Origin of the sequence: Citrobacter telavivensis, assembly GCA_009363175.1 — a bacterium.
Taxonomy (GTDB): Bacteria; Pseudomonadota; Gammaproteobacteria; order Enterobacterales; family Enterobacteriaceae; genus Citrobacter_A; species Citrobacter_A telavivensis.
The window spans coordinates 323593-348950 of the sequence record CP045205.1 but is presented as its reverse complement, the minus strand read 5'-3'; the positions used below and the strand labels follow the sequence as shown (position 1 = coordinate 348950).

Annotated in this window: 27 protein-coding genes; 17 read left to right on the top strand and 10 right to left on the bottom strand. The window is 48.7% G+C overall.

Annotation, left to right across the window (positions count from 1 at the left end; genetic code table 11):
• Positions 1-242: 242 nt before the first annotated feature.
• A complete protein-coding gene (locus GBC03_03855) occupies positions 243-1106 on the bottom strand; it encodes a YicC family protein (GenBank protein QFS69407.1) in 864 nt (287 codons plus the stop codon).
• A 125-nt stretch (positions 1107-1231) separates the two neighbouring features.
• Between GBC03_03855 and GBC03_03850 the strand changes: the two genes are divergently transcribed.
• Positions 1232-1948 (top strand): ribonuclease PH, encoded by a 717-nt coding sequence (locus GBC03_03850; protein ID QFS69406.1) that lies wholly within the window; start codon positions 1232-1234, stop codon positions 1946-1948.
• Between the two features lie 78 nt (positions 1949-2026).
• Positions 2027-2668, top strand: a complete 642-nt coding sequence (gene pyrE / locus GBC03_03845; protein ID QFS69405.1) for an orotate phosphoribosyltransferase — start codon at positions 2027-2029, stop codon at positions 2666-2668.
• Between the two features lie 39 nt (positions 2669-2707).
• Here the strand turns inward: pyrE and slmA are convergent, their stop codons facing one another.
• From slmA to coaBC, 3 genes are all read right to left on the bottom strand, one after another.
• The gene (gene slmA / locus GBC03_03840) at positions 2708-3304 is read right to left on the bottom strand and encodes a nucleoid occlusion factor SlmA (protein ID QFS69404.1); all 597 of its coding nucleotides are present in this window, start codon (positions 3302-3304) and stop codon (positions 2708-2710) included.
• A gap of 108 nt (positions 3305-3412) precedes the next feature.
• Positions 3413-3868: a dUTP diphosphatase gene (locus tag GBC03_03835; protein ID QFS73905.1), complete on the bottom strand. Its 456-nt coding sequence runs from the start codon at positions 3866-3868 to the stop codon at positions 3413-3415.
• Entirely contained in the window at positions 3849-5072 is a 1224-nt protein-coding gene (coaBC, locus tag GBC03_03830; GenBank protein QFS69403.1) for a bifunctional phosphopantothenoylcysteine decarboxylase/phosphopantothenate--cysteine ligase CoaBC, read from the bottom strand. Before coaBC ends, GBC03_03835 begins: the two co-directional genes overlap by 20 nt.
• Before the next feature lie 170 nt (positions 5073-5242).
• Between coaBC and radC the strand changes: the two genes are divergently transcribed.
• The 4 genes from radC to mutM all read left to right on the top strand — a co-directional run bounded on the left by radC (position 5243) and on the right by mutM (position 7457).
• Positions 5243-5908, top strand: a complete 666-nt coding sequence (gene radC / locus GBC03_03825) for a DNA repair protein RadC (GenBank protein ID QFS69402.1) — start codon at positions 5243-5245, stop codon at positions 5906-5908.
• Positions 5909-6124: 216 nt separating this feature from the next.
• On the top strand, positions 6125-6361 hold the full coding sequence (gene rpmB, locus GBC03_03820) for a 50S ribosomal protein L28 (protein ID QFS69401.1): 237 nt from the start codon (positions 6125-6127) through the stop codon (positions 6359-6361).
• 20 nt (positions 6362-6381) lie between these two features.
• Positions 6382-6549 (top strand): 50S ribosomal protein L33, encoded by a 168-nt coding sequence (gene rpmG / locus GBC03_03815; GenBank protein ID QFS69400.1) that lies wholly within the window; start codon positions 6382-6384, stop codon positions 6547-6549.
• Between the two features lie 98 nt (positions 6550-6647).
• Positions 6648-7457, top strand: coding sequence for a bifunctional DNA-formamidopyrimidine glycosylase/DNA-(apurinic or apyrimidinic site) lyase (mutM, locus tag GBC03_03810; protein ID QFS69399.1), 810 nt, complete (start codon positions 6648-6650; stop codon positions 7455-7457).
• Between the two features lie 25 nt (positions 7458-7482).
• Here the strand turns inward: mutM and coaD are convergent, their stop codons facing one another.
• Positions 7483-7962 carry a pantetheine-phosphate adenylyltransferase gene (gene coaD, locus GBC03_03805; protein ID QFS69398.1) on the bottom strand — a complete coding sequence of 160 codons (480 nt, stop codon included), beginning with the start codon at positions 7960-7962 and terminating at the stop codon, positions 7483-7485.
• A gap of 8 nt (positions 7963-7970) precedes the next feature.
• The gene (locus GBC03_03800) at positions 7971-9248 is read right to left on the bottom strand and encodes a 3-deoxy-D-manno-octulosonic acid transferase (protein ID QFS69397.1); all 1278 of its coding nucleotides are present in this window, start codon (positions 9246-9248) and stop codon (positions 7971-7973) included.
• A gap of 410 nt (positions 9249-9658) precedes the next feature.
• Here GBC03_03800 and rfaQ point away from each other — a divergent pair, with 410 nt between their 5' ends.
• From rfaQ to GBC03_03750, 10 genes are all read left to right on the top strand, one after another.
• Positions 9659-10729 carry a lipopolysaccharide core heptosyltransferase RfaQ gene (rfaQ, locus tag GBC03_03795; GenBank protein QFS69396.1) on the top strand — a complete coding sequence of 357 codons (1071 nt, stop codon included), beginning with the start codon at positions 9659-9661 and terminating at the stop codon, positions 10727-10729.
• Positions 10726-11850, top strand: a complete 1125-nt coding sequence (locus GBC03_03790) for a glycosyltransferase (GenBank protein QFS69395.1) — start codon at positions 10726-10728, stop codon at positions 11848-11850. The genes rfaQ and GBC03_03790 overlap by 4 nt, the downstream gene beginning before the upstream one ends.
• Positions 11843-12640, top strand: a complete 798-nt coding sequence (gene rfaP / locus GBC03_03785) for a lipopolysaccharide core heptose(I) kinase RfaP (protein QFS69394.1) — start codon at positions 11843-11845, stop codon at positions 12638-12640. Before GBC03_03790 ends, rfaP begins: the two co-directional genes overlap by 8 nt.
• 45 nt (positions 12641-12685) lie before the next feature.
• Positions 12686-13666 carry a glycosyltransferase family 8 protein gene (locus GBC03_03780; protein QFS69393.1) on the top strand — a complete coding sequence of 327 codons (981 nt, stop codon included), beginning with the start codon at positions 12686-12688 and terminating at the stop codon, positions 13664-13666.
• Between the two features lie 19 nt (positions 13667-13685).
• Positions 13686-14765, top strand: a complete 1080-nt coding sequence (gene waaB / locus GBC03_03775) for a lipopolysaccharide 1,6-galactosyltransferase (GenBank protein ID QFS69392.1) — start codon at positions 13686-13688, stop codon at positions 14763-14765.
• Positions 14766-14770: 5 nt separating this feature from the next.
• Entirely contained in the window at positions 14771-15784 is a 1014-nt protein-coding gene (waaO, locus tag GBC03_03770; GenBank protein ID QFS69391.1) for a lipopolysaccharide 3-alpha-galactosyltransferase, read from the top strand.
• 20 nt (positions 15785-15804) lie between these two features.
• On the top strand, positions 15805-16821 hold the full coding sequence (locus GBC03_03765) for a lipopolysaccharide 1,2-glucosyltransferase (protein QFS69390.1): 1017 nt from the start codon (positions 15805-15807) through the stop codon (positions 16819-16821).
• Positions 16822-16834: 13 nt separating this feature from the next.
• Positions 16835-17533: a lipopolysaccharide core heptose(II) kinase RfaY gene (gene rfaY, locus GBC03_03760; protein QFS69389.1), complete on the top strand. Its 699-nt coding sequence runs from the start codon at positions 16835-16837 to the stop codon at positions 17531-17533.
• Positions 17534-17713: 180 nt separating this feature from the next.
• A complete protein-coding gene (waaZ, locus tag GBC03_03755; GenBank protein QFS69388.1) occupies positions 17714-18568 on the top strand; it encodes a 3-deoxy-D-manno-oct-2-ulosonate III transferase WaaZ in 855 nt (284 codons plus the stop codon).
• Positions 18569-18604: 36 nt separating this feature from the next.
• Positions 18605-19681: a lipopolysaccharide 1,2-N-acetylglucosaminetransferase gene (locus tag GBC03_03750; GenBank protein ID QFS69387.1), complete on the top strand. Its 1077-nt coding sequence runs from the start codon at positions 18605-18607 to the stop codon at positions 19679-19681.
• A 26-nt stretch (positions 19682-19707) separates the two neighbouring features.
• On the opposite strand, the gene GBC03_03745 is transcribed toward GBC03_03750, so the two are convergent.
• Genes GBC03_03745 through rfaD form a run of 4 tightly spaced genes read right to left on the bottom strand, consistent with a single transcriptional unit; the run spans position 19708 to position 23938 of the window.
• Positions 19708-20979 (bottom strand): O-antigen ligase family protein, encoded by a 1272-nt coding sequence (locus tag GBC03_03745; GenBank protein QFS69386.1) that lies wholly within the window; start codon positions 20977-20979, stop codon positions 19708-19710.
• 11 nt (positions 20980-20990) lie between these two features.
• Positions 20991-21953, bottom strand: a complete 963-nt coding sequence (gene rfaC, locus GBC03_03740; protein QFS69385.1) for a lipopolysaccharide heptosyltransferase RfaC — start codon at positions 21951-21953, stop codon at positions 20991-20993.
• Positions 21954-21956: 3 nt separating this feature from the next.
• Positions 21957-23003, bottom strand: a complete 1047-nt coding sequence (gene rfaF / locus GBC03_03735; GenBank protein ID QFS69384.1) for an ADP-heptose--LPS heptosyltransferase RfaF — start codon at positions 23001-23003, stop codon at positions 21957-21959.
• Between the two features lie 2 nt (positions 23004-23005).
• Positions 23006-23938, bottom strand: a complete 933-nt coding sequence (gene rfaD / locus GBC03_03730; protein ID QFS69383.1) for an ADP-glyceromanno-heptose 6-epimerase — start codon at positions 23936-23938, stop codon at positions 23006-23008.
• Between the two features lie 215 nt (positions 23939-24153).
• Between rfaD and kbl the strand changes: the two genes are divergently transcribed.
• Positions 24154-25350, top strand: a complete 1197-nt coding sequence (gene kbl, locus GBC03_03725; GenBank protein ID QFS69382.1) for a glycine C-acetyltransferase — start codon at positions 24154-24156, stop codon at positions 25348-25350.
• Positions 25351-25358: the final 8 nt, after the last annotated feature.

The following is a 25358-nucleotide window of genomic DNA, read 5'->3' as shown; positions in this document are numbered from 1 at the left end:
ATTTAGGGGACAAAGAGTAACGACTTGCACTCATCGTCACGATTGAGATTTTCTAAGGCGAGTGATTTTTAATAATGTCAGGTAATGCGAAATTACTGTTTTGATGAAGTAGTATGGGATGTGAGGATTTTTTCGTCAGTAAAATGGATAAGAAAAACTAACCTGAAAATGTGTGAGAGTCAGCGAGACTTGCGAAAAAACGTAGCACCGCCATCGACTGACGGGCTACGCGGAAAGACACTTTACTCGATATTCTGGATCTGCTCGCGCATTTGCTCGATCAGGACTTTCAGTTCAATCGCGGAATTGGTCACTTCGGCATTGATGGATTTAGACGCCAGCGTATTCGACTCGCGGTTGAATTCCTGCATCATGAAGTCCAGACGGCGACCCACCGCCTCTTTTTTCTTCAGGATGTTGTAGGTTTCTTTGACGTGGGCTTCCAGGCGATCCAGTTCTTCTGCCACATCGATGCGCTGTGCCATCAGGACCAGTTCTTGCTCCAGACGGTTATTCTCCAACTGGACCTGAGCGTCCTCGAGCTTAGCGACCAGACGTTCACGCTGCCATTGCAGAATTTCTGGCATATGGGCGCGAACTTTAATGACTTCAGCGCTGACACCTTCCAGACGTTGTTCGATCAGCGCTTTCAGAGCCTGACCTTCCGTTTCGCGGGCAACGATGAAATCGTCAAGCGTACCGTCCAGTGCGGTCAGGATTTCAGCCGCAATGGCATCAAGATCCTGTTCCTGTGCCGCCATGACGCCAGGCCAGCGAAGGATATCGACTGGATTGATTTCTCCTTCATCGCTCTGCATTTTGACCCAGTTGGCCGCGTTCACGAGTTGTTTTGCGAGCTTTTCATTCAGGATGAGCTCGCCCTGCGCGCTCGCATCGGGCTCAAAGCGCAGCATGCACTCGACTTTACCGCGCGTCAGGCGCGTACGGATGCGTTCACGAACAACAGGTTCAAGGCTACGGAACTGTTCCGGCAGACGAAAGTAAGTTTCCAGATAACGCTGGTTTACCGAGCGCATTTCCCAGGTGGCGCTACCCCATTCACCCTTGATTTCACGCCGGGCGTAGGCTGTCATACTGCGGATCATAGACGTTCCTGTTTTTAAAGGAGAGATGGGGGGATTATAGCCATCCCGGCCTTGTCAGGATAGGAATAACAGCTGGAAGTCCGTATAATGCGCAGCCACATTCGTTTCAAGCCGGAGATCTCAATATGCGTCCAGCAGGCCGTAGCGCTAATCAGGTGCGTCCCGTAACCCTGACCCGTAACTATACAAAACATGCTGAAGGCTCGGTGCTGGTCGAATTTGGCGATACCAAAGTGCTGTGCACAGCCTCGATTGAAGAAGGCGTACCGCGTTTTCTGAAAGGTCAGGGCCAGGGCTGGATCACCGCTGAATATGGCATGTTGCCGCGTGCAACGCATACCCGTAACGCGCGCGAAGCAGCAAAGGGCAAGCAGGGCGGTCGTACGATGGAGATTCAACGTCTGATCGCCCGTGCGCTGCGTGCTGCGGTCGATCTCAAAACGTTGGGTGAATTTACCATCACTTTGGACTGCGACGTGATCCAGGCCGATGGCGGCACGCGTACCGCTTCCATTACCGGAGCCTGCGTTGCGCTGGCGGATGCGCTGAACAAGCTGGTGGCAAGCGGTAAGCTGAAAACCAACCCAATGAAAGGGATGGTTGCGGCAGTATCTGTGGGGATCGTCAACGGCGAAGCGCTCTGCGATCTGGAGTATGTTGAAGACTCGGCGGCGGAAACCGACATGAACGTGGTGATGACCGAAGACGGGCGCATCATTGAAGTGCAGGGGACGGCAGAAGGCGAGCCGTTCAGCCATGAAGAACTTCTCACCTTGTTGGCACTGGCCCGAGGGGGAATCGAATCCATTGTCACGACGCAGAAGGCGGCGTTAGAAAATTGATTTTAAGGCGACCAATGAGTCGCCTTTTTTTTGTCCGTAGATTTTGTCAATGATGAAAGTGAAATGAGGAGCGAATCCATGAAACCCTATCAACGCCAGTTTATTGAGTTTGCGCTTAACAAACAGGTACTCAAGTTTGGCGAATTCACGCTGAAATCCGGGCGAAAGAGCCCCTATTTCTTCAACGCCGGGCTGTTTAATACCGGGCGCGATTTGGCACTGTTAGGTCGTTTTTACGCCGAAGCGTTGGTGGATTCTGGCATTGAGTTTGATCTGCTTTTTGGCCCGGCTTACAAAGGTATTCCGATTGCAACCACCACGGCGGTCGCGCTGGCGGAGCATCACGACAAAGACCTGCCGTACTGCTTTAACCGCAAAGAAGCTAAAGATCATGGCGAAGGTGGCAATCTGGTTGGCAGCGCACTGCAGGGCCGCGTGATGCTGGTGGATGACGTGATCACTGCCGGTACGGCAATCCGGGAATCGATGGAAATCATCCAGGCCAATGGCGCGACGCTGGCTGGCGTGCTGATCTCTTTGGATCGTCAGGAGCGGGGGCGTGGCGAGATTTCCGCCATTCAGGAAGTCGAGCGCGATTATGGCTGTAAGGTGATTTCTATCATCACCCTGAAAGACCTGATTGCCTATCTGGAAGAGAAGCCGGAAATGGCAAAACATCTGGCGGCGGTGCGGGCGTATCGGGAAGCGTTTGGCGTTTAACCAGAATGGCCGGATAACGCGCGCGCTATCCGGCAAGCATTACTGCAGTTGTGAGGCGAGCAGTGGCCAGCGGGCATCAAAATCATCCGTTGGACGGTATTTGAATTCACTACGCACGAAGCGCGACAGCATACCTTCGCAGAAGGCAAGTAACTGGCTTGCCAGCAACGTTTCATCCGTCACGTATCCTTCACCTTCGCGCATCCGCTTTTCCCGCAGCACCTGGCGCAGTTGTGCTTCAATGCGTTCGAACAGTTGATTGATACGCCCTTGCAGACGATCCTGTTCAAACATCAGCGCATGCCCGGTCAGGATACGCGTCAGGCCGGGATTGCGCTCACCGAAACCCAGGATCAATAACACGATCAGACGCAGACGCGCGTGGGTATCTTTTTCATCTTTCAGAATCAAATTGATACGGGTGATCAGGCTGTCTTCGATAAACTCAATCAGGCTATCGAACATGCGTGTCTTGCTGGGAAAGTGGCGGTACAACGCCGCTTCGGAAACGCCGACAGAAGCCGCCAGTTTTGCCGTTGTGATGCGCTGGCTTCCATCGCTGGATTCCAGCATCAGCGCCAGAGACTGAAGTATTTCTTCGCGACGATTCCTTTTCGCAGTTTGTTTTTCTGCCATGTTACAAAATACCCCTGAAAATAAGCACTTGCAGGCGAGCATCCACACTATGACCGCAAACACAGGGCTTGCGGTGATGTTATGACGTTATCGGGATGCGTAACTTTCTTACTTACGACCGGAATGGCCGAAACCGCCTTCACCACGGTGAGTGGCATCAAACTCTTCCACCAGGTTAAATTCGGCCTGCACAACCGGCACAAAGACCATCTGTGCGATGCGTTCACCCGGCTCAATGGTGAAACTGTCCTGACCGCGGTTCCAGACGGACACCATCAGTTGCCCCTGATAGTCAGAGTCAATCAACCCCACCAGGTTGCCCAGCACGATACCATGCTTATGGCCCAGACCCGAACGCGGCAGGATGACGGCAGCCAGAGACGGATCGGCGATATGAATAGCCAGCCCGGTTGGCAGCAGCGTGGTTGCGCCCGGCGCCAGTTCTACGGCGTCATCAAGACAGGCCCGCAGGTCAAGTCCGGCGGAACCGGAGGTGGCATACGTCGGCAGCGGGAATTGCTTGCCAACACGCGGATCCAGAATCTTAACGTCGATTTTTTTCATCATAAAGGGTCACGATCTCGTCGAGTAATAATTGGCCAAGGAGTGCTTTGCGCGCAAGCGGTAAGACTTTATCTCCATCCTGCCAGAAAAGGTGTAGAGCGTTGCTGTCGCTATTAAATCCTTGAGTTGAGAGTGAAACATCGTTTGCACAGATCAAATCAAGATTTTTGCGGTTACGTTTTTGCCGGGCGTATTCTTCCACATTATTCGTTTCCGCGGCAAACCCAACGACATAGGGACGATGGTCTTTACGTGCGGCAACCCCGGCGATGATATCCGGGTTTTTGACCATTTTTATTGTTAATTCATCACCCTGCGTTGCCTGTTTCTTAATTTTTTCCGGTGCGACAACGGCGGCGCGATAGTCTGCTACCGCAGCACAGCCGATAAAAATATGTTGCTGTTGTACGGCGGATTGCACTGCTGCTTCCATCTCCAGAGCGGTCATCACATCGACACGCTGTACAAAAGGCGGCGTGGGTAACGACACGGGGCCGGTGACCAGCGTAACGTTCGCCCCACGACGGGCGGCCGCAGCGGCGATGGCAAACCCCATCTTACCTGAGCTGTGGTTGGAAATGTAACGCACCGGGTCGAGCGGTTCACGCGTCGGGCCCGCGGTAATCATGATATTGAGATGTTGCAGATCGTTGACAGGGGAGAAATGCGCCGCGGCCATATCGACAATCGTTAAGGGATCCAGCATGCGACCCGGACCCACGTCACCGCATGCCTGGCTGCCGCTGTCCGGCCCCCAGATGAGCAACCCACGGGAAGTCAGAACGTCCAGATTGTGCTGAGTCGCCGCAGCCCGATACATCTGCTGGTTCATCGCCGGTAAAACGGCAATGGGCGCAGGTGTCGCCAGACAAATCGTGGACACCAGATCGTTTGCCATGCCGGCTGCGACACGCGCGATAAGGTCTGCGGTGGCAGGGGCGAGAATCACCAGGTCGGCCCATTTCCCCAACTCAATATGGCCCATCGCGGCTTCTGCCGCGGGATCCAGCAGACTGTCGGAAACGGGATACCCGGAAACCGCCTGTAAGCTGAGTGGGGTAATAAAGGCTTTAGCCGCCTCGGTCATTGCCACACGGACATCGGCACCGCGTTCGCGCAGACGACGCACCAGTTCAGGGGTTTTGTAGGCAGCAATGCCGCCGCTGACGCCGAGAACGATTTTTTTACCGGCCAGGCTCATCATGATCTTTCCTGTTGGATTACACCAGAAGGCGGATATTTTATCACAATCCGTAAACTGTCGTGCGCTCACCCATGAATCACTTTGCGAGGCGCTACGCAGGAGTGGAAATTGTACGTCGATTCCCCCTCATGGCTATGCCACCATTCGTGCTGGCATAAGGAGGTGTGGGGATGGAAACTGCTGAGTATGTATTGCCAAGGGAAAAACTGTTGGCACTTGGGGTAGATACGCTGACGGATGATGAACTGCTGGCGCTCTTCTTGCGGACTGGAACGCCCGGAAAAGATGTCTTTACGCTGGCAAAAGAGATCCTGGAACATTTTGGCTCTCTCTATAGCTTGTTGACGGCGGACTACTCGCAGTTCAGTACGGTGACAGGGATTGGCGTGGCAAAATACGCGCAGCTTAAAGGCATTGCGGAGCTGGCCCGTCGCTTTTATGAAGTACAAATAAAAGGCTCGAACCCGTTACTCAGCCCGTTGTTAACACGGGATTTTTTGCAGAGTCAATTTGCGGGGGAAGGGCGAGAAGTTTTTATGGTGGTTTTTCTCGATTCCCAACACAAGGTCATTAAACATAGCCGCCTTTTTTCTGGCACCCTCACCCATGTTGAGATTCATCCGCGTGAAATTATTCGTGAAGCGATAAAAATCAATGCATCTGCGGTGATCCTTGCACATAATCATCCGTCGGGGTGTGCAGAGCCGAGTAAAGCGGATAAACTTATCACTGAGCGTGTCGTAAAATGCTGTCAGTTCATGGATATCCGTGTGCTTGATCACCTTGTCATTGGACGCGGAGAGTACGTTTCGTTTGCGGAACGTGGTTGGATTTGACGCACTTTGCGCGATCCATCGGGATCTTTGTCTGTTCGGGACTTGAGCACATCGCTGACTCAGCGTATACTACGCCACCTTTGAGAATCTCGGGTTTGGCATTTGGGCCTGGCAATCGAGTGTTCGCTTAGAACCGCGATGACCGGGCTGTAAAGCCTGACGAGGCGCCGATACCCCATACGAAGCTCGAGCTAATTTGATTTTTGGAGAATAGACATGTCCCGAGTCTGCCAAGTTACTGGCAAGCGTCCGGTGACCGGTAACAACCGTTCCCACGCACTGAACGCGACTAAACGCCGTTTTCTGCCTAACCTGCACTCTCACCGTTTCTGGGTTGAGAGCGAAAAGCGTTTTGTCACCCTGCGTGTATCTGCTAAAGGTATGCGTGTAATTGATAAGAAAGGCATCGAAACAGTTCTGTCTGAACTGCGTGCCCGTGGCGAAAAGTACTAAGTACTAAGAGGAAATAAATCATGGCTAAAGGTATTCGTGAGAAGATCAAGCTGGTTTCTTCTGCTGGTACTGGTCACTTCTATACCACCACGAAGAACAAACGTACTAAGCCGGAAAAACTGGAACTGAAAAAGTTCGATCCAGTTGTCCGTCAGCACGTTCTCTACAAAGAAGCGAAAATTAAGTAATTTCCGCTTTGCTGTAATGAAAAACCTCGCCTCGGCGGGGTTTTTTGTTTTCTGGCCATCCCCATATTAGTGAGACCTGATACACAGCCGGAGACGTTATGCCTGAATTACCTGAAGTCGAAACCAGCCGCCGCGGTATTGAGCCGCACCTGGTCGGGGCAACCATTCTGCATGCCAATGTGCGTAATGGACGTCTGCGTTGGCCGGTGTCAGAAGAGATCTACCGTCTGAGCGACAAACCGGTGCTCAGCGTTCAGCGTCGTGCGAAATATCTTCTGCTGGAACTGCCCGATGGCTGGATAATCATCCATCTGGGGATGTCGGGCAGTTTGCGTATCCTTCCTGAAGAACTTCCGGCAGAAAAACACGACCACGTCGATTTAGTGATGAGTAATGGTAAAGTCCTGCGCTACACCGATCCCCGTCGCTTTGGCGCCTGGCTGTGGACGAAAGCGCTGGAAGGGCACAACGTGCTGGCGCATCTCGGCCCTGAACCGTTGAGCGACGATTTCAATGGTGAATACCTGCAACAGAAGTGTGCGAAGAAGAAAACGGCGATTAAACCCTGGTTGATGGATAACAAACTGGTGGTGGGAGTTGGGAACATCTATGCCAGTGAATCCCTGTTTGCTGCCGGCATTCATCCTGACCGTCTGGCGTCGTCGCTGTCGCAGGCCGAATATGAGCTGCTGGCGCGCGTGATTAAGGCCGTTTTGCTGCGCTCAATAGAACAGGGCGGGACGACATTGAAAGATTTTCTGCAAAGCGACGGTAAACCGGGCTATTTTGCTCAGGAGCTACAGGTCTATGGCCGCAAAGGCGAACCGTGCAGGGTGTGTGGAACGCCGATCGTGGCATCGAAACACGCACAGCGCGCGACGTACTATTGCCGTCAGTGCCAGAAGTAAGGTGAAGCGTCCCGGCCCAGGGACGCTATTTGAGCTTAGCCAGCAGCGCCTGATGAATATTCTCTGGCAGGAAGTGGGTGACATCACCCTGATGGCGGGCCACTTCTTTCACCAGTGACGACGAGATGAAGGACCACTCTTTAGAAGGCATCAGAAAGACGCTTTCCAGTTCCGGCATCAAATGACGATTCATATGGGCCAGTTGCATTTCGTATTCAAAATCCGCAACGGCGCGCAATCCACGAATCAGGATATTGGCCTGCTGCTCACGCGCAAAATTTGCCATCAGATCGCTAAAGCCCAGGACTTCAACGCCGGGCAGATGGGCTGTAGCCAGCTGAGCCAGCGCAACGCGCTCTTCAAGGGTGAACATTGGTTTTTTACCGGGACTTGCCGCAATTGCCAGAATGACATGGTCAAACATCTGCGTAGCACGCGTGATGATATCGATATGGCCGTTCGTCAACGGATCAAAAGTGCCTGGATAAATCGCCCGTTTTTGCATAACAGCCCTCAATGCGTTTTCGGTGGCAGATAAGGTTCCAGCAGTTGCAGTAGGCGTTGTAGTGCGCCCTGGTTTTGATAGAGAACTTCAACTGCGTGACGACCATAGAAATTACGATAATCGGCATCGGTCAGTAAAGAGGAAACCTCTTTAGCGAGGCTTGTGGCATCCGTGACCGTAATCAAACCGCTGGCCTGCTCCAGACGGGCGCAGATATCTTTGAAGTTGAATGTGTGAGGCCCCATTAGCACGGGAATCGCGTGGGCCGCGGCTTCCAGCGGATTGTGTCCGCCACGCTCAACCAGAGATCCCCCGACAAACGCCAGATCTGCAATTCCGTAAAGTAGCATCAGTTCACCCATCGTATCACCCACAACGACCTGTGTACTGGCTGAAGGAACTTCACCGGAGGAACGTGTTGTATAGCTTAGTCCGGCTTCACGTACGAGGTTAATCGCATCCGGGAAACGTTCCGGATGACGCGGGACCAGAATCAATAGCAGGTTGGGGAACTGGTGTAGCAATGCCTGATGCGCGGCGATCACAATACTCTCTTCGCCATCATGGGTACTGGTTGCGATCCATACCGGGCGATGCGGCGCCCACTGGCGACGTAACGTAACCGCCTTCGCAGCGAGCTGTGGCGTCACGGAGATATCGAACTTCAGACTGCCGGTGACGGTCACCTGGTTGTTCTTCGCGCCCAGCGTCACAAAGCGCTGACCATCCTCTTCATTTTGCGCCGCAATTAGCGTAATACGGCGGAGGATTCGGCGGATAAATTTCCCCAGCTTCGCGTAACCGTCAGCGGAGCGAGCAGAAAGACGCGCATTGGCGATGACCAGCGGAATATGGCGTTTATGCAGCGCGGCAATCAGGTTCGGCCACAGCTCCGTTTCCATGATCAGTACCAGCTTAGGATCGACCTGGTTCAGGAAGCGTCCCAGCGCATCAGGTAAATCATAAGGCAGATAGACGTGCTGAACATCGCTACCGAAGGCGGACTGGACACGCTCGGAGCCGGTCGGCGTCATCGTGGTGACCGTGATCGGCAGGTCGGGATAGCGATGCCGCAGGGCGCGAACCAAAGGAATGGCTGCCAGCGTTTCGCCGACAGAGACGGAATGGAGCATAATTCCGCCCGGTTTCAGGGGGCGGCGATAAAAACCGTAGCGTTCACCCCAGCGTTTACGGTAGGCCGGGGCTTTACGTCCGCGCACCCAAAGCCGTATCCAGATAAAAGGCTGAATAAGGTAGAGAAGGGCGGTGTAAAGCAATTCGAGCATAGTAAATAGCTGGCTTATGGATGTGCTGGGGATTCTATGTATTTAGACAGGGCTTTACCATTACTTTTCCCGTTTTTGACTTAAATAGCTTTAAGTTCGACTAATTCCGGCAGCCTGGCCCAGATTTTTTGCATTTTTATGCCATTTATTGATTTTTGCCGCCTTGCCGTTGTTTGCAGAGTCAATCAGTGACGTAAAAAGCGATGATTAGATTAATATCAATTTGATTTAAAAAAGAAAAAACTCCTATTTGTGGTTAATTTATTCGAGTCGGATCGCAGCGAAAGAAGTGATACACTAGCGCGTAAAAGTCGGTGCAATATCAGTGATCGGGTAGCTGTTGAGCCTGGGGCGGTAGCGTGCTGTTTTCTGCTTAACTTTATCGGACAATCACAACAAAAGAGTCGCGTGTGGAAAAGCCTTTTCGAAAAATTCTGGTCATCAAGATGCGTTTCCACGGGGATATGCTATTAACCACTCCCGTCATCAGTACGTTGAAGCAGAACTATCCTGACGCCAAAATCGATATGCTTCTTTACCAGGATACGATGCCTATTTTGTCGGAAAACCCCGAGATTAATGCCCTCTATGGCATCAGTAATAAGGGAACGGGGGCGGCAGAGAAAATTAAAAATACGCTTTCGCTGATTAAGACTTTACGCAACAACCAATATGATCTGGTCATCAATCTGACCGATCAGTGGATTGTGGCGCTGATTGTCCGTTTTTTACGTGCAAGAGTAAAAATATCCCAGGATTTCGCCAACCGGCAGTCTGCATTCTGGAAACAGAGTTTTACCCATCTCGTTCCCTACGCCGGTGAACACGTCGTCGAACGCACGCTGTCAGCGCTCAAACCACTGGAGCTGGAGCATGTTGTTACCGAAACGACCATGAGCTATCGGCCTGAGCACTGGGAAAATATGCGTCGACAGTTGCATCAACTCGGCGTGAATCGTCAGTATGTGGTGATTCAACCCACGGCAAGGCAGTTATTTAAGTGCTGGGATAATGACAAATTTTCCCGCGTTATTGATGCTCTTGAGCGTCGCGGCTACCAGGTGGTGCTGACATCAGGTCCTTCTGCAGACGATTTAGCGTGCGTGGAAGAGATTGCGCAGGGATGTGAAACCAAACCGGTCACCGGACTGGCGGGTAAAACCCGATTCCCGGAATTAGGCGCGCTGATTGATCATGCCGCACTTTTCATTGGTGTCGATTCAGCGCCCGGGCATATTGCTGCAGCGGTCAAAACGCCGGTGATATGTCTGTTTGGTGCGACCGATCACGTCTTCTGGCGTCCCTGGACCGACAATATTATTCAGTTTTGGGCTGGGGACTATCAGGCCATGCCTAAACGATCTGAACTGGACCGTGACAAAAAATATATGTCCGTTATTCCTGCTGAGGATGTGATTGCAGCAACGGAAAAAATGTTGCCGCAGAACGCGCAAATTATCGAAATGGATGCGCCGGTATGATCGTGGCTTTTTGTTTGTATAAGTATTTTCCGTTCGGCGGATTACAACGTGACTTTATGCGCATTGCGCAGACCGTAGCCGCACGCGGCCATCAGGTCCGTATTTATACCCAATCCTGGGACGGAGAATGTCCGGATGTTTTTGAACTCATTCGCGTACCGGTTAAATCGCGAACCAACCATGGGCGCAATGCGGAATATTACGCCTGGGTGCAGGCACATTTGCGTGAACATCCTGTTGATCGGGTCGTGGGTTTTAACAAAATGCCTGGTCTGGATGTCTATTTTGCCGCTGATGTTTGTTACGCCGAAAAGGTTGCACAGGAAAAAGGCTTTTTCTACCGCCTGACCTCTCGTTATCGCCATTATGCGGCGTTTGAACGGGCAACGTTTGAGCAGGGTAAGTCAACGCAGTTATTAATGCTGACGGATACACAGATTGCTGATTTTCAGAAGCACTATCAAACCGAAGCGGAGCGTTTTCATATTCTCCCTCCGGGTATTTACCCGGACAGAAAATACAGTGCGCAAATCCCGAATGCCCGCGAAATAGTTCGCCAGAAGAACGGTATTACTGAGCAGCAAAACTTATTGTTGCAGGTCGGTTCTGATTTTACCCGCAAAGGGGTGGATCGCTCGATTGAAGCACTTGCTTCACTGCCGGCGGCGCTGCGGCATAATACGCTTCTGTATATTGTCGGCCAGGATAAACCGCGAAAATTTGAAGCGCTGGCGGAAAAACGCGGTGTGCGTAGCAATGTGCATTTTTTCTCTGGGCGCAATGATGTCGCGGAGTTGATGGCCGCAGCCGATTTATTGCTGCACCCGGCCTATCAGGAAGCGGCAGGAATTGTTCTGCTGGAGGCCATTACCGCAGGTCTGCCGGTGTTGACCTCTGCCGTCTGTGGCTATGCGCATTATATTGCGCAGGCTAACTGTGGTGACGTTATTGAAGAGCCCTGGCGGCAGGACGCGTTGAACGACATTTTACGTAAAGCGTTGACCCAGCCGTCATTGCGCGCCGCGTGGGCAGAAAACGCACGGCATTTCGCGGATACGCAAGATTTGTACAGTCTGCCGGAAAAGGCGGCGGACATTATTACAGGTGGTCTGGATGGTTGAATTGAAAGAACCGTTAGCCACATTATGGCGCGGTAAGGATGCGTTTAAGGAAGTCAAAACGCTGCAGGGTGAAGTCTTCAGGGAACTGGAAACCCGTCGTACGCTGCGATTTGAACTGGCGGGGAAAAGCTATTTCCTTAAATGGCATCGGGGGACTTCTCTCAAGGAAATCGTCAAAAATCTTCTCTCACTGCGGATGCCGGTTTTGGGCGCCGACAGAGAGTGGAACGCTATTCATCGCCTTCAGAATTTGGGGGTGGATACCATGTATGGCGTTGGGTTTGGTGAGAAGGGGCTCAATCCTCTGACCAAAACCTCGTTCATTATTACCGAAGATCTCACTCCGACCATCAGTCTGGAAGACTATTGTGCGGATTGGGCAACGAATCCACCGGACGTCAACGTGAAGTGGATGCTTATTGACCGCGTGGCCACGATGGTACGCAAGATGCACGCAGGCGGAATCAATCACCGTGATTGTTATATCTGTCACTTCCTGCTGCATCTGCCTTTTTCAGGCAATAAAGAAGACTTAAAGATTTCGGTTATTGATCTACACAGGGCACAGATTCGTACGAAAGTTCCTCGTCGCTGGCGTGATAAAGATCTGATTGGTCTCTATTTTTCGTCGCTAAACATTGGGTTGACGCAGCGGGATATCTGGCGGTTTATGCGGGTTTATTTTGGCATACCGCTGAAAAAAATTTTGCAGTCAGAAGCTGGACTACTCGCCCAGGCTGCAGAAAGAGCAGAAAAAATAAAAGAAAGAACAATTCGGAAAAAATTATAATTAATTCACATGATTGGTTATCTCAATTAAGCAGGATTTTCTAAATTGACTAATGTTAGCAATTTCGTCACGAGCAAAGAAGAACTATTCCTTAACAGCGAGGCATTAACGAATACGCTTCATATCTCATTCTGTTTTGATCGTGGTTTCGTAATGCCCGCAGGAGTGGCGATATTTTCTATCATTGGAAATAATAAAAATATCAACTTACATTTTCATCTTTTAGTTTCTGATGTATCAGATAATGATTTGACATTATTCTATAAACTAAATAGGCCAAATGTTTTAATCACGATTTATCATATAAATAGAGATTTTAATATAAATCCGGACACATTAGTTCTGGGTATTCCATTATCAACATGTTTGCGCTTTCTAATCCCTGAAGTCATTGATCAATCCATTGATAATATAATGTATTTGGATTGTGATATAATTTGTTATGGCTGCTTAATTGAGTTGATTGATTACGATTTGCAGAATAATATTGCTGGGGTAATTTCAGATTCTATAGAAATGCAAGCGCGCATTGATAAGTTAGATTATGGCATAAAGTTTAATAAATATTTCAATGCCGGTGTTATGTTGATCAATAATAAAGAGTGGCGGAAAAATAACATTACGCAGAATGCATTAACCATGATTAATAGCGGTAAAGTTTTTAGATACGCAGATCAGGATGTTCTAAATATTTTACTTAACGGGAAATTACAATATCTTGACGCGAAATTCAACAATAAAACAACGTTAAGTATATATCATGATGCAGAAGATGAAAACATACAAAATACAGTTATCATGCATTATGTAACGCCAAATAAACCATGGTATCTTATTTTCAATGCTAGTAATTTTAGCCGATATTTTTCTCAATCTCCTTGGTGTAAGGCTAAGCGACATCTAGCGCCGTCGGCAAGTGAAATTAGATTGAAATCTAAAATGCTATGGAAAGATAGTCAATATGGTGAGGCAATATATTACTATCTGAGCTATTTATTGATGAAGATATTTAGAATAAAATTTTAGCAGGGAAGGGATTATCTATATGAAAATTTTATTTGTAGGTGAATCCGTTTCCGGCTTTGGTGGAATGGAAACGGTTATCCGGAATGTTATCAATAACTTTCAGGCCGAACATTCTGCAATCCAGTGTGAGATGTTCTTCTTTTGTCGACATGACAAAATGGATAAGGCATGGTTAAGCGATATTAACTATTCATGTTCGTTATCCACTATCCGTCTGGGCTTTTTGCGTCGGGCAAAGCATATCCATACGTTTAGCCGCTGGTTAAAGAAAACAGAACCCGATGTTGTTATCTGTATTGATGTGCTGTCCTGCCTGTTTGCCAGTAAAGCACGGAAGAAATCAGGCCAGAATTTCACGATATTCTCCTGGCCGCATTTTTCGCTGGATCATAAAAAACACGCCGAATGTGTTAGCTCGGCTGATTATCATCTGGCAATCAGTAGCGGTATCAAACAACAGATGATTGCGCGGGGTATTGATCAAAAGAACATTACCGTTGTTTATAATCCCGTATCCAGAAAATCAGAGATTATTCCACAACCAGAAGAAGGCCAGCCCGCCGTCTTTCTGTATGTCGGAAGGATGAAGTTTGAGGGGCAAAAAAGAGTTAAGGACCTGCTGGATGGATTATCCCATGCGGAAGGCGAATGGCGGTTGCATGTGGTTGGTGACGGCTCAGATTTTGAAAAATGTCAGGCCTATGGGCGAGAACTGGGGATTGACAATCGTATTACCTGGCATGGTTGGCAGGTCTCTCCCTGGGATGTTGTGCAAAACAAGGTAAAGAACGTCACGGCACTGTTGCTGACATCGTCATTCGAAGGCTTCCCGATGACCCTGCTGGAAGCCATGTCGTATGGTATCCCGTGCATCAGTTCAGACTGTATGTCTGGCCCCCGGGATATGATCAAACCGGGTATTAATGGCGATTTGTATCCGCCGAGCGATCTCAAACAGTTTATCCACCTACTCAACCAAATCCTCTCTGGTCAGATGAAGTATGATAGTAATCTGATCCCTGAGACGATAGATAACTTCTATAATGAAGTCTATTTCCAACATTTAAGAAGTGCGATATTTTCGAAAATCAATAAGTGATCACTATGACTCAAAAATATTTTGAAGAAAAAGTCATTCAGAAGACTTTAGATTATAACTATGCAGAACATAGTGATGTTGATAAGTTTAATATTGCCTATGGCATTGATAAGAACTTCCTTTTTGGTTGTGGTGTTTCCATCGCGTCGATACTGATTGCCAACCCCAATACGCCGTTTGCTTTTCATGTATTTACAGATTCATTTAGCAATGAAGAACAGGCTCGATTTAATGCACTCGCAAAGCAATATGCCACCCAAATCGTGGTGTATCTCATTGACTGCGAGCAATTGAAATCGTTACCGAGTACTAAAAACTGGTCTTACGCAACGTACTTCCGATTTATTATCGCTGACCACTTCGCGGGAAAAATGGATAAGGTACTGTATCTGGATGCAGATATTGCCTGTCAGGGAAGTATACAAGAGTTGATTGACCTCGAGTTTGCTGAGCATGAAATTGCGGCCGTGGTTGCGGAGGGTGAGTCAGAGTGGTGGACTAAGCGCTCAATCAGTCTGGCAACACCGGGACTGGTTTCTGGCTACTTTAATGCGGGTTTTTTGCTGATTAACCTCCCCATCTGGACCGCTGAGGATATTTCTCGCAAGGCTATTGAGATGCTACGCGATCCGGATGTGGTACAGCGCATTACTCACCTGGATCAGGATGTGCTGAATATGTTGCTTGTTGGCAAGGCGCGTTTTGTCGGTAAAAAATTTAACACCCAATTCAGCATAAATTACGAGTTAAAGCATGACGTGGTCAATCCCGTGGATGTAAACACGGTATTCATTCATTATATTGGGCCGACTAAGCCCTGGCATCAATGGGGTAACTACCCTATTGCGCAGAGCTTTTTGAATGCGAAAAAATTATCACCCTGGTGTGATGTTGAATTGCTGAAACCTAAAAACAGTCATCAGTTACGTTATGCGGCAAAGCATATGTTTAATCAGAAGCAGTACTTCGCTGGCCTGATTGATTATGCACTTTATTTTAAAAGCAAAATTGTTAAATAAAAATAATTATAGGTGACGCAGTGGACTCTTTTCCGGAAATAGAGATAGCAGAATATAAAGTTTTTGATGAGCGCTATGATAATAATGGTAACACATTAAATATCTCTTATGGAATCGATGAGAACTATCTTGATGGTGTCGGGGTGTCTATTACCTCGGTGTTAATTCATAATGATATTAATGTTGATTTTCATATCATCTGTGACAAATACACAAAAAGTTTCGTTGATAAGATTGGGGTGCTGGCGCAAGAACATAAGATTAAAATTTCATTATATCTTATCAATGTCAAATGCCTTGAGATATTGCCGAAAACGCAGGTCTGGTCAAGAGCTATGTACTTCCGACTTTTCGCTTTTGATTATCTGTATCATAAACTGGATAAATTATTGTATCTTGATGCAGATGTCATCTGCAAAGGTCCTCTGGATCTTCTTCTGACCCTTGACCTTAATGATAATGTCGCCGCAGTAGTAAAAGACGTTGACTCTATTCAGTCCAGGGTAAATGAAAGACTCCCCTCGTTTAATCTTCAGGGACGATATTTTAATTCCGGTGTTGTTTTTATAAACCTCCAGGAATGGGCTAAAAATCGATTAACTGAAAAAGCATTATCCCTGCTAACGGGTAAAGACGGGAGTGCAACATTTTTTAAATATCCCGATCAGGATGTCCTGAATATATTACTTCGTGATAAAGTTTATTTTTTGCCTCGTGAATATAATACAATTTATACCATTAAAAGCGAGTTAAGCGATAAAACACATGAGAAGTATTTAGATATAATCCATGCTGATACTAAGTTGATTCACTTTACAGGTGCGACGAAGCCCTGGCATGCCTGGGCAAGTTACCCTTCTGTAATTTATTATACCAATGCTTTCATTAAGTCACCGTGGAAAGATGTTCCTGCCAAAGATGCGCGAACGCTGGTTGAATATAAAAAAAGATATAAACACCTTTTGGTCCAAAAACATTATCTGCGTGGAATGATTGCGGGGGCTGCATACCTCTATCGTAAATTTTTAGCAAAATGATACCTTTATACTTATGATCACTGAAACAAAAATTAAAAACTATACTGTATTCGTAAAACAAGGTGGTGAAAAATACATTGATATTTTCAATGATTTTTTAACACATAATCTTAAGGTACTAAAAGTCTTTCGTAGTATTGAGGATACCAAGGTCGTGTTAATCGATACTGACCATGGGAAATATATTCTGAAAGTATTTCATCCTAAAGTTAAAAATACTGAGCGATTTTTTAAATCACTGGTAAAAGGGGATTACTACGAAAAGCTTTTTTATCAGACCGATCGCGTTCGACAGGAAGGTTTTGACGCGTTAAATGACTTTTATCTGCTTGCCGAAGTGAAGACCCTGCGCTATGTGCATACTTACATAATGATTATTGAGTATATCGAGGGTGTTGAACTGGTTGACCTGCCCGTCATTTCTTCTGATGTGAAAGAGAAGATAAAACAGTCCATTCAAGGGTTACATCGGCATGGTATGGTCTCAGGCGATCCACATAAAGGTAACTTCATATTACAAAATGAAGAGATAAGGATCATTGATCTGTCCGGGAAAAGACCTTCACGACAGCGAATGGCAAAAGATCGTATTGATTTAGAACGTCACTATGGTATTGAAAATAACAAAAAAGACCTCGGTTTTTATCTCCTGGTGTATAAGAAAAAGTGGCGGAACTTTCTGCGCCGTCTAAAAGGTAAAAGTGTGCGCTAAGTTTCAATGTGAATATTTAGAACGTTGCATTTGGTCGTTCTAAATGCAAGAATGGATTTGTATATTTTGTGAGCAAATTTGTTCATTCTATTTTGTTCATCCTCGCTAAAGATAAACCATGAACACTTTCCTCAAAGATTCATCGTGATTTAAGTTGCATGACAAGCCTACAGGTTTCATATGAGTAATGTTAAGTTTATAACTCGAGCAGGTGTTCAGCAACTTATTGCCAGCAGAACATCTGATAACGCGATCATTTTCTTATCGGGACCCACCTCCCGAGGGACTCCGCTTTCTCTTTTGCAGAACAATGATGTCATTACCGTTAACGGCGCAGCGGAATACTTGCTCAGTAATAGTATTACTCCCTTCATTTATGTCTTAACAGATGCGCGTTTTTTGCTACAAAGACGCCATGATTTTTATCAATTCAGTCGGGCGAGCAAATTCACTGTCGTCAATATGGATGTTTATGAAGCCGCTACGGAAGATGATAAGAAATATATGCGGGCTCATTGTTTTATTTTACGTGCATTTTATAAGCGTGAAAAAGGCGGTTTTTTCAAGAAGCTGAAACTGGAAATGCTTTCAAAATGGAATAAAAAGTTACTGATTCGAGTGCCCGTTTCTAAACGTAAAAGACTGGTTGGATTTAGTAAGGATATCAGCTTAGGTTACTGCTCATGCCATACCGTGGCGTATACGGCGATGCAGATTGCGTATTCATTAGGTTATGACAACACGATCTGCTCCGGGTTAGATATCACCGGGAGTTGCGCGCGTTTTTATGATGAAAGCCGTAACCCGATGCCTTCTGAATTGAGCAAGGATTTAGTCAAAATTCTGCCGTTTTTCCAGTTTATGTGTGAGAATGTTGATGACTTTAGTATCTACAATCTGTCTGACGATACCGCAATTAGCTACGATATTATTCCTTATATCAAGGCAACGGACGTCGCAACGTTGTCATCCAAACTGCGCTTCATGAACAACGCGCACGATCTTCACGATCGTGCCGATTCTTATGTCAGTTAGTGTTAACCTTTTATTTATTGTAGTGTGGTAACTCGCATGGGTTTAGGTGCTTTTCATAAGAAAAAAAGATACTGCATTAATAAACTTAAGATTAATTTTTTGTCTTTTTTCTTCACCCGGAAAAAGAATAATAAAATTAATGCAGATAATATTCAGACCTGCTTGCTAATCCATGATAACAACAAGTTAGGCGATTTGATTGTTTTGAGTTCGCTGTATCGCGAACTGTCTAATCGTGGTGTCAAACTGTCAATTTTAACCACCGCAGCGGGAAAAGCATTTCTTTCCGGTAATAGCAGAATACATCAATTTTATATTAAAAAATCAAATGCCATCAGTGATGTACTGGCATTACGTAAACAACTTTCCGGCGAGTCTTTCGACATCGTACTTGACCCTTTTGAAACCATGCCCTCATTTGGCCATAGCGTGTTGTTGTCTGGTGTCAGACACTCGTATATCCTGGGTTTTGATAAGTGGTATAAACGTTACTACACCGTTTATCATCCGCATGATGAGATGTTAACGGCGCATATGTGTACGCGGGCAGGTGAGATACTGCGTCATTTTTATGGCGATGAGCGTAATGAATTTGATGTCAGTTATGATTTACCCCTGCCGGAGTCGGTTGAAAAAGACGTTCAGAAATTTGTCGGCGACTCAAAAATAGTTATTATCAATGCGTTGGGCGCAAAAAAAATATGTCGATTATCCGATGAGCAGATTAGTACGATTTATTCGCATCTTTGCGAACATTACCCGGAATACAGGATTATCTTTACCGGCCTGGCCGAAGATATTCGGTCTATTCCACTACCGGGTATTGAATCTCTCCCCTTTAAGGAATTCATTTATACCGTCGCCCTGACAAAATTCAGTCAGTACGTGATCTCAGTAGATACCGCACTGGTCCATATTGCATCGGCATATGAAATTCCCACGCTCGCACTTTATCCGAATGCGCGACAAGAGACCTACCCCTCACATCTTGTCTGGGCACCGAATAACTGCAATGCCTTACAGGTGATCTCTCCGACGTATACGGTGAAGGATATTAGCCTGGACGTTCTGGCTGAATCGGTAGAAGATTTGCTGTCAACGCGTCAGAAGTGAGGGAATAGCCACTTCTGACGGTCAACTTATTGTGGCGAAATATCGCCGTGCTGGCGGTTTTTCTTGAGGAAGAGCATTAAAACGATCGCGGTTATTAAGATGATGGGCACACTGCGAGACCAGAGAATAACATCACTGAGTCCAGTCCCGACGATCGCTAACGTTAGCGCAAAGAGTCCCAGCGAACGGTGGTAATAGACCGTAAAGAACAACGCGACATAGAATAACAGCGTCGATAGTACCCCTGTGATCCCTTTCAGTGAAGCGGCTTCGATAAACTCGTTGTGTAAGTGGACATTCGAAAACTCCAGCGCGCCTTGCAGATATTTATTTTCATTTGCGAGTTCGGTCATCCGCTGAGCCCGTGTATCGGCCGATCTTGCCGCAAGCGGAGCCTCTTTAAAGATGTCGAAGCCAATTTCATACATCGCCAGTCGCGCGCCCAGGGAACTCTTGCTATTGCCCTGGCTATAGCGCGTCAGATCCGAGACGCCTTCGTGGTAACGGTTATAAATCGGCTTGCTAAACAGGGCAACCAGCACAACCAGCGCGATGAAAAAGCCAATCACTGAAAAGAAGAGTTTTTTCGGCGACTTGATATACCCGGCAACCAACGACAGCGCACATATCACCGGGAAGATCAGCAGCGCGGAGCGCGTCTGGGTGAGCGCCAGGGCGTAGAATACTGCGATAGCATTCAGTAAGAATAATATCGGGTGATTCCGTTGGGTATAGAGAATCGATATACCGCTGACAATGCCAACAAACATAATAGAGTAGGCTGCGCCCGTGGCCGAACCAATGCCGAAATCAAGACGAATTATGCCGGTGGTGGCTTTGATATAATACGCATATCCCGCGATAAAAAATGACAGTGAATACAGGATATAAAGCGGTAATTCTTTCTTAAAGCGAATTCTGGACGTCAGTGCCAGCAGGGTAAGAAATGCGCCAAAAAGAAAGATCTTCGCGGTGTTCAGGTAACTGTGGTACGTCGCGCGAAAGGGAGAATGATCAACCTTAAAGGCAGAATACCAGGCAACGTCCAGCGCGCCGATGATAAAAATAGCGAGCGGCAGCAACCAGTACTGTACTGAATAGCTTTCAGGCTTACCGCGCAACAGTAGCGCCAACAGACCCAGTATCGCGGTGACATTATAGAGCTTCATGCTCAGCGTATTATCAAATAGTGCAACAATCAGCGTGATGGTGCAGAGCAAATAGGTTGTTATTTCCAGCGCTGAAGACGTCTTCGCGGCGTAGTGACGCCACGGACTTATAAGACTCAAGGTTGGCATTCATTTACCTTTTATAATAATGATGTGAGCTCGTCGCGGACGGAATCAGCGCTTAGCGTTGCTAATTGATTTCCTGGCGCGCGACACGCCACCTGGTTCTTCCCATAACCACCAATGAGCCCCGGATCCGTAGGACCGTACAACGTGATATTGGGTCGATCGAGTGCAGCGGTCAGATGGCTTAACCCCGTATCGACTGAAACGACAAATTTTGCCCCAGCCAGCACTCGAGCGACACCTTCCAGCGTCATTCGCGGTAATACCTCAACGTGAGCGAATCCTTCCGATAACCTCTTCGCCCGTGCTTCTTCATGAGGCGCACCCCAGGGCAATTTAATGCTTATCCCACTGTCAGCCAACAGACTGATTAACGTTCGCCAGTTCGACTCCGGCCAGTGTTTATCATCGCGCGTAGTGGCATGCAAAAATACCGCATAGGGCTGTTCATCCGTATTTCCGAAGGTAAGGAAATGCTGCGCGATGGCGTAATCGCCCTGTGACATCGGTTTCTGATAGCCCAGGCTTTTCGCGAACAGTTCACGCGTACGCTCTACGGCATGCTGTTGTCTGGCGATGTGATGGCGGCGATTATAGAACAGACTGGCCAGCGGTTCACGCGCGGTTTGCCAGTCCATGCCGTGTTTTGTTCCATGCGCCAGACGCGTGACCAGCGCCGCGCTTTTCACCAGCCCCTGAGCGTCGATGATCGCGTCATAGCGTTCGGCCTGTACGGCGTCACGAAAGGCTTTGCGCTCCGCTTTAATCGGTGCTGAAAACCAGGCTTTACGCCAGCGGCGAATCGCCACGGGGATGACGCGGTTCACCGCGGCATGCCAGGACGGTATCTGCGCAAATCCTTCTTCAACCACCCAGTCAAACTGAATATCCGGGATGGCCTGTTGTGCATCCGTGAGTGCCGGCAGCGTATGTAGCACATCACCCATTGAGGATGTTTTGACGATCAGAACCCGCATTCGTCAGGCTTCCTCTTGCAGTAACAGGCTGTTGAGTTCTTCCAGTACGCGCGCAGGTGTAATGTCGATCAGGCTCTGATGATAGCCCTCGGCGGCATCGCCTTTACGCACTTTGTGATAGCCCGTAATCAGGCGAATCACGCGCGCTTTATGTGACAGTGGAGGGGTGAAATCCGGGCTGCTTGGTCCATAGAGGGCGACCAGCGGACGGTTCAGCGCCGCGGCGACGTGCATCAGGCCGGAATCATTGGTGACAACGGCCTTACACGCGCCAATCAATATGACCGCCTGTTCCAGTTGTGTTTCACCTGCCAGATTACGGCACCAGGCCTGCTGTTCGTCACTTAACGTTGCCTGAATTTCGTTTCCGGCCTCATGATCTTTCGCCGAGCCAAACAGCACAATCTGATAGCCTTCATCAATGAGCTGTTTTGCCAGCTCTGCATAGTGGTAGTGCGGCCAGCGTTTTGCCGGACCGAACTCTGCACCGGGGCAAAAGCCGATCATTGGACGTTCGTCAGAAAGCGAAAACGCGCTGCAGGTTAACGACTTCTCGCCTTCGCTCACCTGGAGTTGCGGCCATAGCAGCGGCTGCGGCAGATCTTTTGCCGTGCGCATCACGCCTTTGTCGTAGGCCAGCGCGACATAGCGTTCGACCATTAAGGGCCATGCGTCTTTATCCAGTACGCGCGCGTCGTTAAGCAGGCCGTAGCGCATTTCGCCGCGCCAACCCGTACGATGAGGGATACCGGCAAAGAAAGGAATCAGTGCGGATTTAAACGAATTGGGCAGTACATACGCACGGTCGTAGCGTTTTTCACGCAGGCTGTGACCGAGTTTGCGACGTTCGCCCAGTTCCAGCGCCCCATGTCCAAGCGGCATTGGAATCGCCTCGTTGACTTCCGGCATCCGCGATAACAGCGGACGGCACCATGCCGGTGCCATCACGTCGATTACCGCCTGGGGATAGCGCGCCTTGAGCGTGCGATAGAGACTTTGCGACATCATCATGTCGCCCACCCATGACGGGCCTACCACCAAAATTTTCATACTTACGCGTCGCGGTTCAGCCAGACCATATATTCCGTTACGCCTTCGGCAACGGTCTTGAAGGGCTTATCGTAGCCCGCAGCGCGCAGGTTGGTCAGATCGGCCTGAGTAAATGCCTGGTAACGACCTTTCAGTTTTTCCGGGAATGGAATGTACTCAAGCTCGCTTTTCTTATGGTACGCCAGCGCGGCATCGGCTACGGCCTGGAAGGATTCAGCACGGCCAGTGCCCAGGTTAAAGATGCCGGAGACGTCATTTTCCCAGAACCACAGGTTAACGTCAGCTACGTCGCCAACATACACGAAGTCGCGCTTGAAGTTTTCACTACCTTCGAACAGCTTCGGCGTTTCACCATTGTTGAGCTGCGTATTGAGATGGAAAGCCACGCTTGCCATGCTGCCTTTATGGCCTTCACGCGGTCCGTAGACGTTGAAGTAACGGAAACCCACGATCTGTGAATTGGCCTCTGGCAGGATCTGACGCACGTACTCGTCAAACAGGAACTTTGAGTAGCCGTAGACGTTCAGTGGCTTCTCATATTCGCGGGATTCAATGAAGTCAGAAGTACGACCGCCATAGGTGGCCGCAGAAGAGGCATACAGGAACGGAATTTCGCGCTCCAGGCAGTAGTGTAGCAGCTCTTTGGAGTACTGATAGTTGTTATCCATCATGTACTTACCGTCCCACTCGGTGGTGGAAGAGCAGGCACCTTCGTGGAAAATCGCTTCGATCTCGCCGAACTCTTCACCCGCCATAATCTGGATTAAGAAATCTTCTTTATCCATGTAGTCGGCAATGTTCAGATCCACCAGGTTAACAAATTTGGTGCCGTCTTTCAGGTTGTCCACCACCAGAATATCGGTGATGCCTTTATCATTCAGGGACTTAACGATGTTGCTGCCGATAAAGCCCGCGCCGCCGGTAACGATGATCATAACTGTAACCTATGAATTATGGAGTCAGAGACTATCTCAGACACGAATATCTCTTATCATATCACTACATAGCGTTGGCTTCAGCCATTCACCGAATGGTCGTGTGGGTACGCGTGATTTATCCTGCATTTTAAAGAAGTGATAATGCGTCATCTCGTATCAGCGACCAGGGTTAGGTAAGATGTGCTGAAATTTGCCCAGTCTGGAGAATCGCAATGCGTGGGGATTTTTACAAACAGTTAACTAACGATCTGCAAACCGCCCGTGCGGAAGGATTGTTTAAAGAAGAGCGCATTATCACATCTGCTCAGCAGGCAGATATCACTGTGGCGGATGGTAGCCACGTCATTAACTTCTGCGCCAACAACTACCTGGGGCTGGCGAACCATCCGGAGCTGATTGCCGCGGCGAAAGCCGGTATGGACTCTCACGGATTTGGGATGGCGTCGGTGCGCTTTATCTGTGGCACTCAGGACAGCCATAAACAGCTGGAACAAAAACTGGCTGCATTCCTCGGCATGGAAGATGCCATTCTTTACTCCTCCTGTTTCGATGCCAATGGCGGTCTGTTCGAAACGCTGCTGGGTGCTGAAGATGCGATTATCTCTGACGCGCTGAACCATGCCTCTATCATTGACGGCGTGCGACTGTGTAAAGCGAAGCGCTTGCGTTATGCCAACAACGATATGCAGGAACTGGAAGCTCGTCTGCAAGAGGCGCGCGATGCCGGGGCTCGTCATGTGCTGATTGCCACCGACGGCGTGTTCTCAATGGATGGTGTGATAGCCAACCTGAAGGGCGTGTGCGATCTGGCAGATAAATACAACGCGCTGGTGATGGTCGATGACTCCCATGCGGTAGGGTTTGTTGGTGAGAACGGTCGTGGTTCCCACGAATATTGCGATGTGATGGGCCGTGTGGACATCATCACCGGGACGTTGGGTAAAGCGCTTGGCGGGGCTTCTGGTGGCTATACTGCCGCGCGCAAAGAGGTCGTTGAGTGGCTGCGTCAGCGCTCTCGCCCCTATCTGTTCTCCAACTCGCTGGCCCCGGCGATTGTCGCTGCTTCCATCAAAGTGCTGGAGATGGTCGAGTCTGGCGGCGAATTGCGCGATCGCCTGTGGGCAAACGCGCGCCAGTTCCGCGAGCAAATGTCTGCCGCCGGGTTCACTCTGGCTGGTGCCGATCACGCGATTATCCCGGTAATGCTGGGCGACGCGGTGATTGCACAAGAATTTGCCCGCGAGCTGCAAAAAGAGGGTATTTACGTCACAGGATTCTTCTATCCGGTTGTTCCGAAAGGTCAGGCGCGCATTCGTACTCAGATGTCTGCGGCGCACACCCCGGAACAAATCACCCGCGCGGTGGAAGCCTTCACCCGCATTGGTAAACAACTGGGCGTTATTGCCTGAGGATGTGA

Bases quoted from the DNA above. Each gene is read 5' to 3' on its own strand.
- GBC03_03855 (QFS69407.1), bottom strand. From the start codon at position 1,106: ATGATCCGCAGTATGACAGCCTACGCCCGGCGTGAAATCAAGGGTGAA.
- GBC03_03850 (QFS69406.1), top strand. From the start codon at position 1,232: ATGCGTCCAGCAGGCCGTAGCGCTAATCAGGTGCGTCCCGTAACCCTG.
- pyrE (QFS69405.1), top strand. From the start codon at position 2,027: ATGAAACCCTATCAACGCCAGTTTATTGAGTTTGCGCTTAACAAACAG.
- slmA (QFS69404.1), bottom strand. From the start codon at position 3,304: ATGGCAGAAAAACAAACTGCGAAAAGGAATCGTCGCGAAGAAATACTT.
- GBC03_03835 (QFS73905.1), bottom strand. From the start codon at position 3,868: ATGAAAAAAATCGACGTTAAGATTCTGGATCCGCGTGTTGGCAAGCAA.
- coaBC (QFS69403.1), bottom strand. From the start codon at position 5,072: ATGATGAGCCTGGCCGGTAAAAAAATCGTTCTCGGCGTCAGCGGCGGC.
- radC (QFS69402.1), top strand. From the start codon at position 5,243: ATGGAAACTGCTGAGTATGTATTGCCAAGGGAAAAACTGTTGGCACTT.
- rpmB (QFS69401.1), top strand. From the start codon at position 6,125: ATGTCCCGAGTCTGCCAAGTTACTGGCAAGCGTCCGGTGACCGGTAAC.
- rpmG (QFS69400.1), top strand. From the start codon at position 6,382: ATGGCTAAAGGTATTCGTGAGAAGATCAAGCTGGTTTCTTCTGCTGGT.
- mutM (QFS69399.1), top strand. From the start codon at position 6,648: ATGCCTGAATTACCTGAAGTCGAAACCAGCCGCCGCGGTATTGAGCCG.
- coaD (QFS69398.1), bottom strand. From the start codon at position 7,962: ATGCAAAAACGGGCGATTTATCCAGGCACTTTTGATCCGTTGACGAAC.
- GBC03_03800 (QFS69397.1), bottom strand. From the start codon at position 9,248: ATGCTCGAATTGCTTTACACCGCCCTTCTCTACCTTATTCAGCCTTTT.
- GBC03_03790 (QFS69395.1), top strand. From the start codon at position 10,726: ATGATCGTGGCTTTTTGTTTGTATAAGTATTTTCCGTTCGGCGGATTA.
- rfaP (QFS69394.1), top strand. From the start codon at position 11,843: ATGGTTGAATTGAAAGAACCGTTAGCCACATTATGGCGCGGTAAGGAT.
- waaB (QFS69392.1), top strand. From the start codon at position 13,686: ATGAAAATTTTATTTGTAGGTGAATCCGTTTCCGGCTTTGGTGGAATG.
- waaO (QFS69391.1), top strand. From the start codon at position 14,771: ATGACTCAAAAATATTTTGAAGAAAAAGTCATTCAGAAGACTTTAGAT.
- rfaY (QFS69389.1), top strand. From the start codon at position 16,835: ATGATCACTGAAACAAAAATTAAAAACTATACTGTATTCGTAAAACAA.
- waaZ (QFS69388.1), top strand. From the start codon at position 17,714: ATGAGTAATGTTAAGTTTATAACTCGAGCAGGTGTTCAGCAACTTATT.
- GBC03_03750 (QFS69387.1), top strand. From the start codon at position 18,605: ATGGGTTTAGGTGCTTTTCATAAGAAAAAAAGATACTGCATTAATAAA.
- GBC03_03745 (QFS69386.1), bottom strand. From the start codon at position 20,979: ATGCCAACCTTGAGTCTTATAAGTCCGTGGCGTCACTACGCCGCGAAG.
- rfaC (QFS69385.1), bottom strand. From the start codon at position 21,953: ATGCGGGTTCTGATCGTCAAAACATCCTCAATGGGTGATGTGCTACAT.
- rfaF (QFS69384.1), bottom strand. From the start codon at position 23,003: ATGAAAATTTTGGTGGTAGGCCCGTCATGGGTGGGCGACATGATGATG.
- rfaD (QFS69383.1), bottom strand. From the start codon at position 23,938: ATGATCATCGTTACCGGCGGCGCGGGCTTTATCGGCAGCAACATCGTT.
- kbl (QFS69382.1), top strand. From the start codon at position 24,154: ATGCGTGGGGATTTTTACAAACAGTTAACTAACGATCTGCAAACCGCC.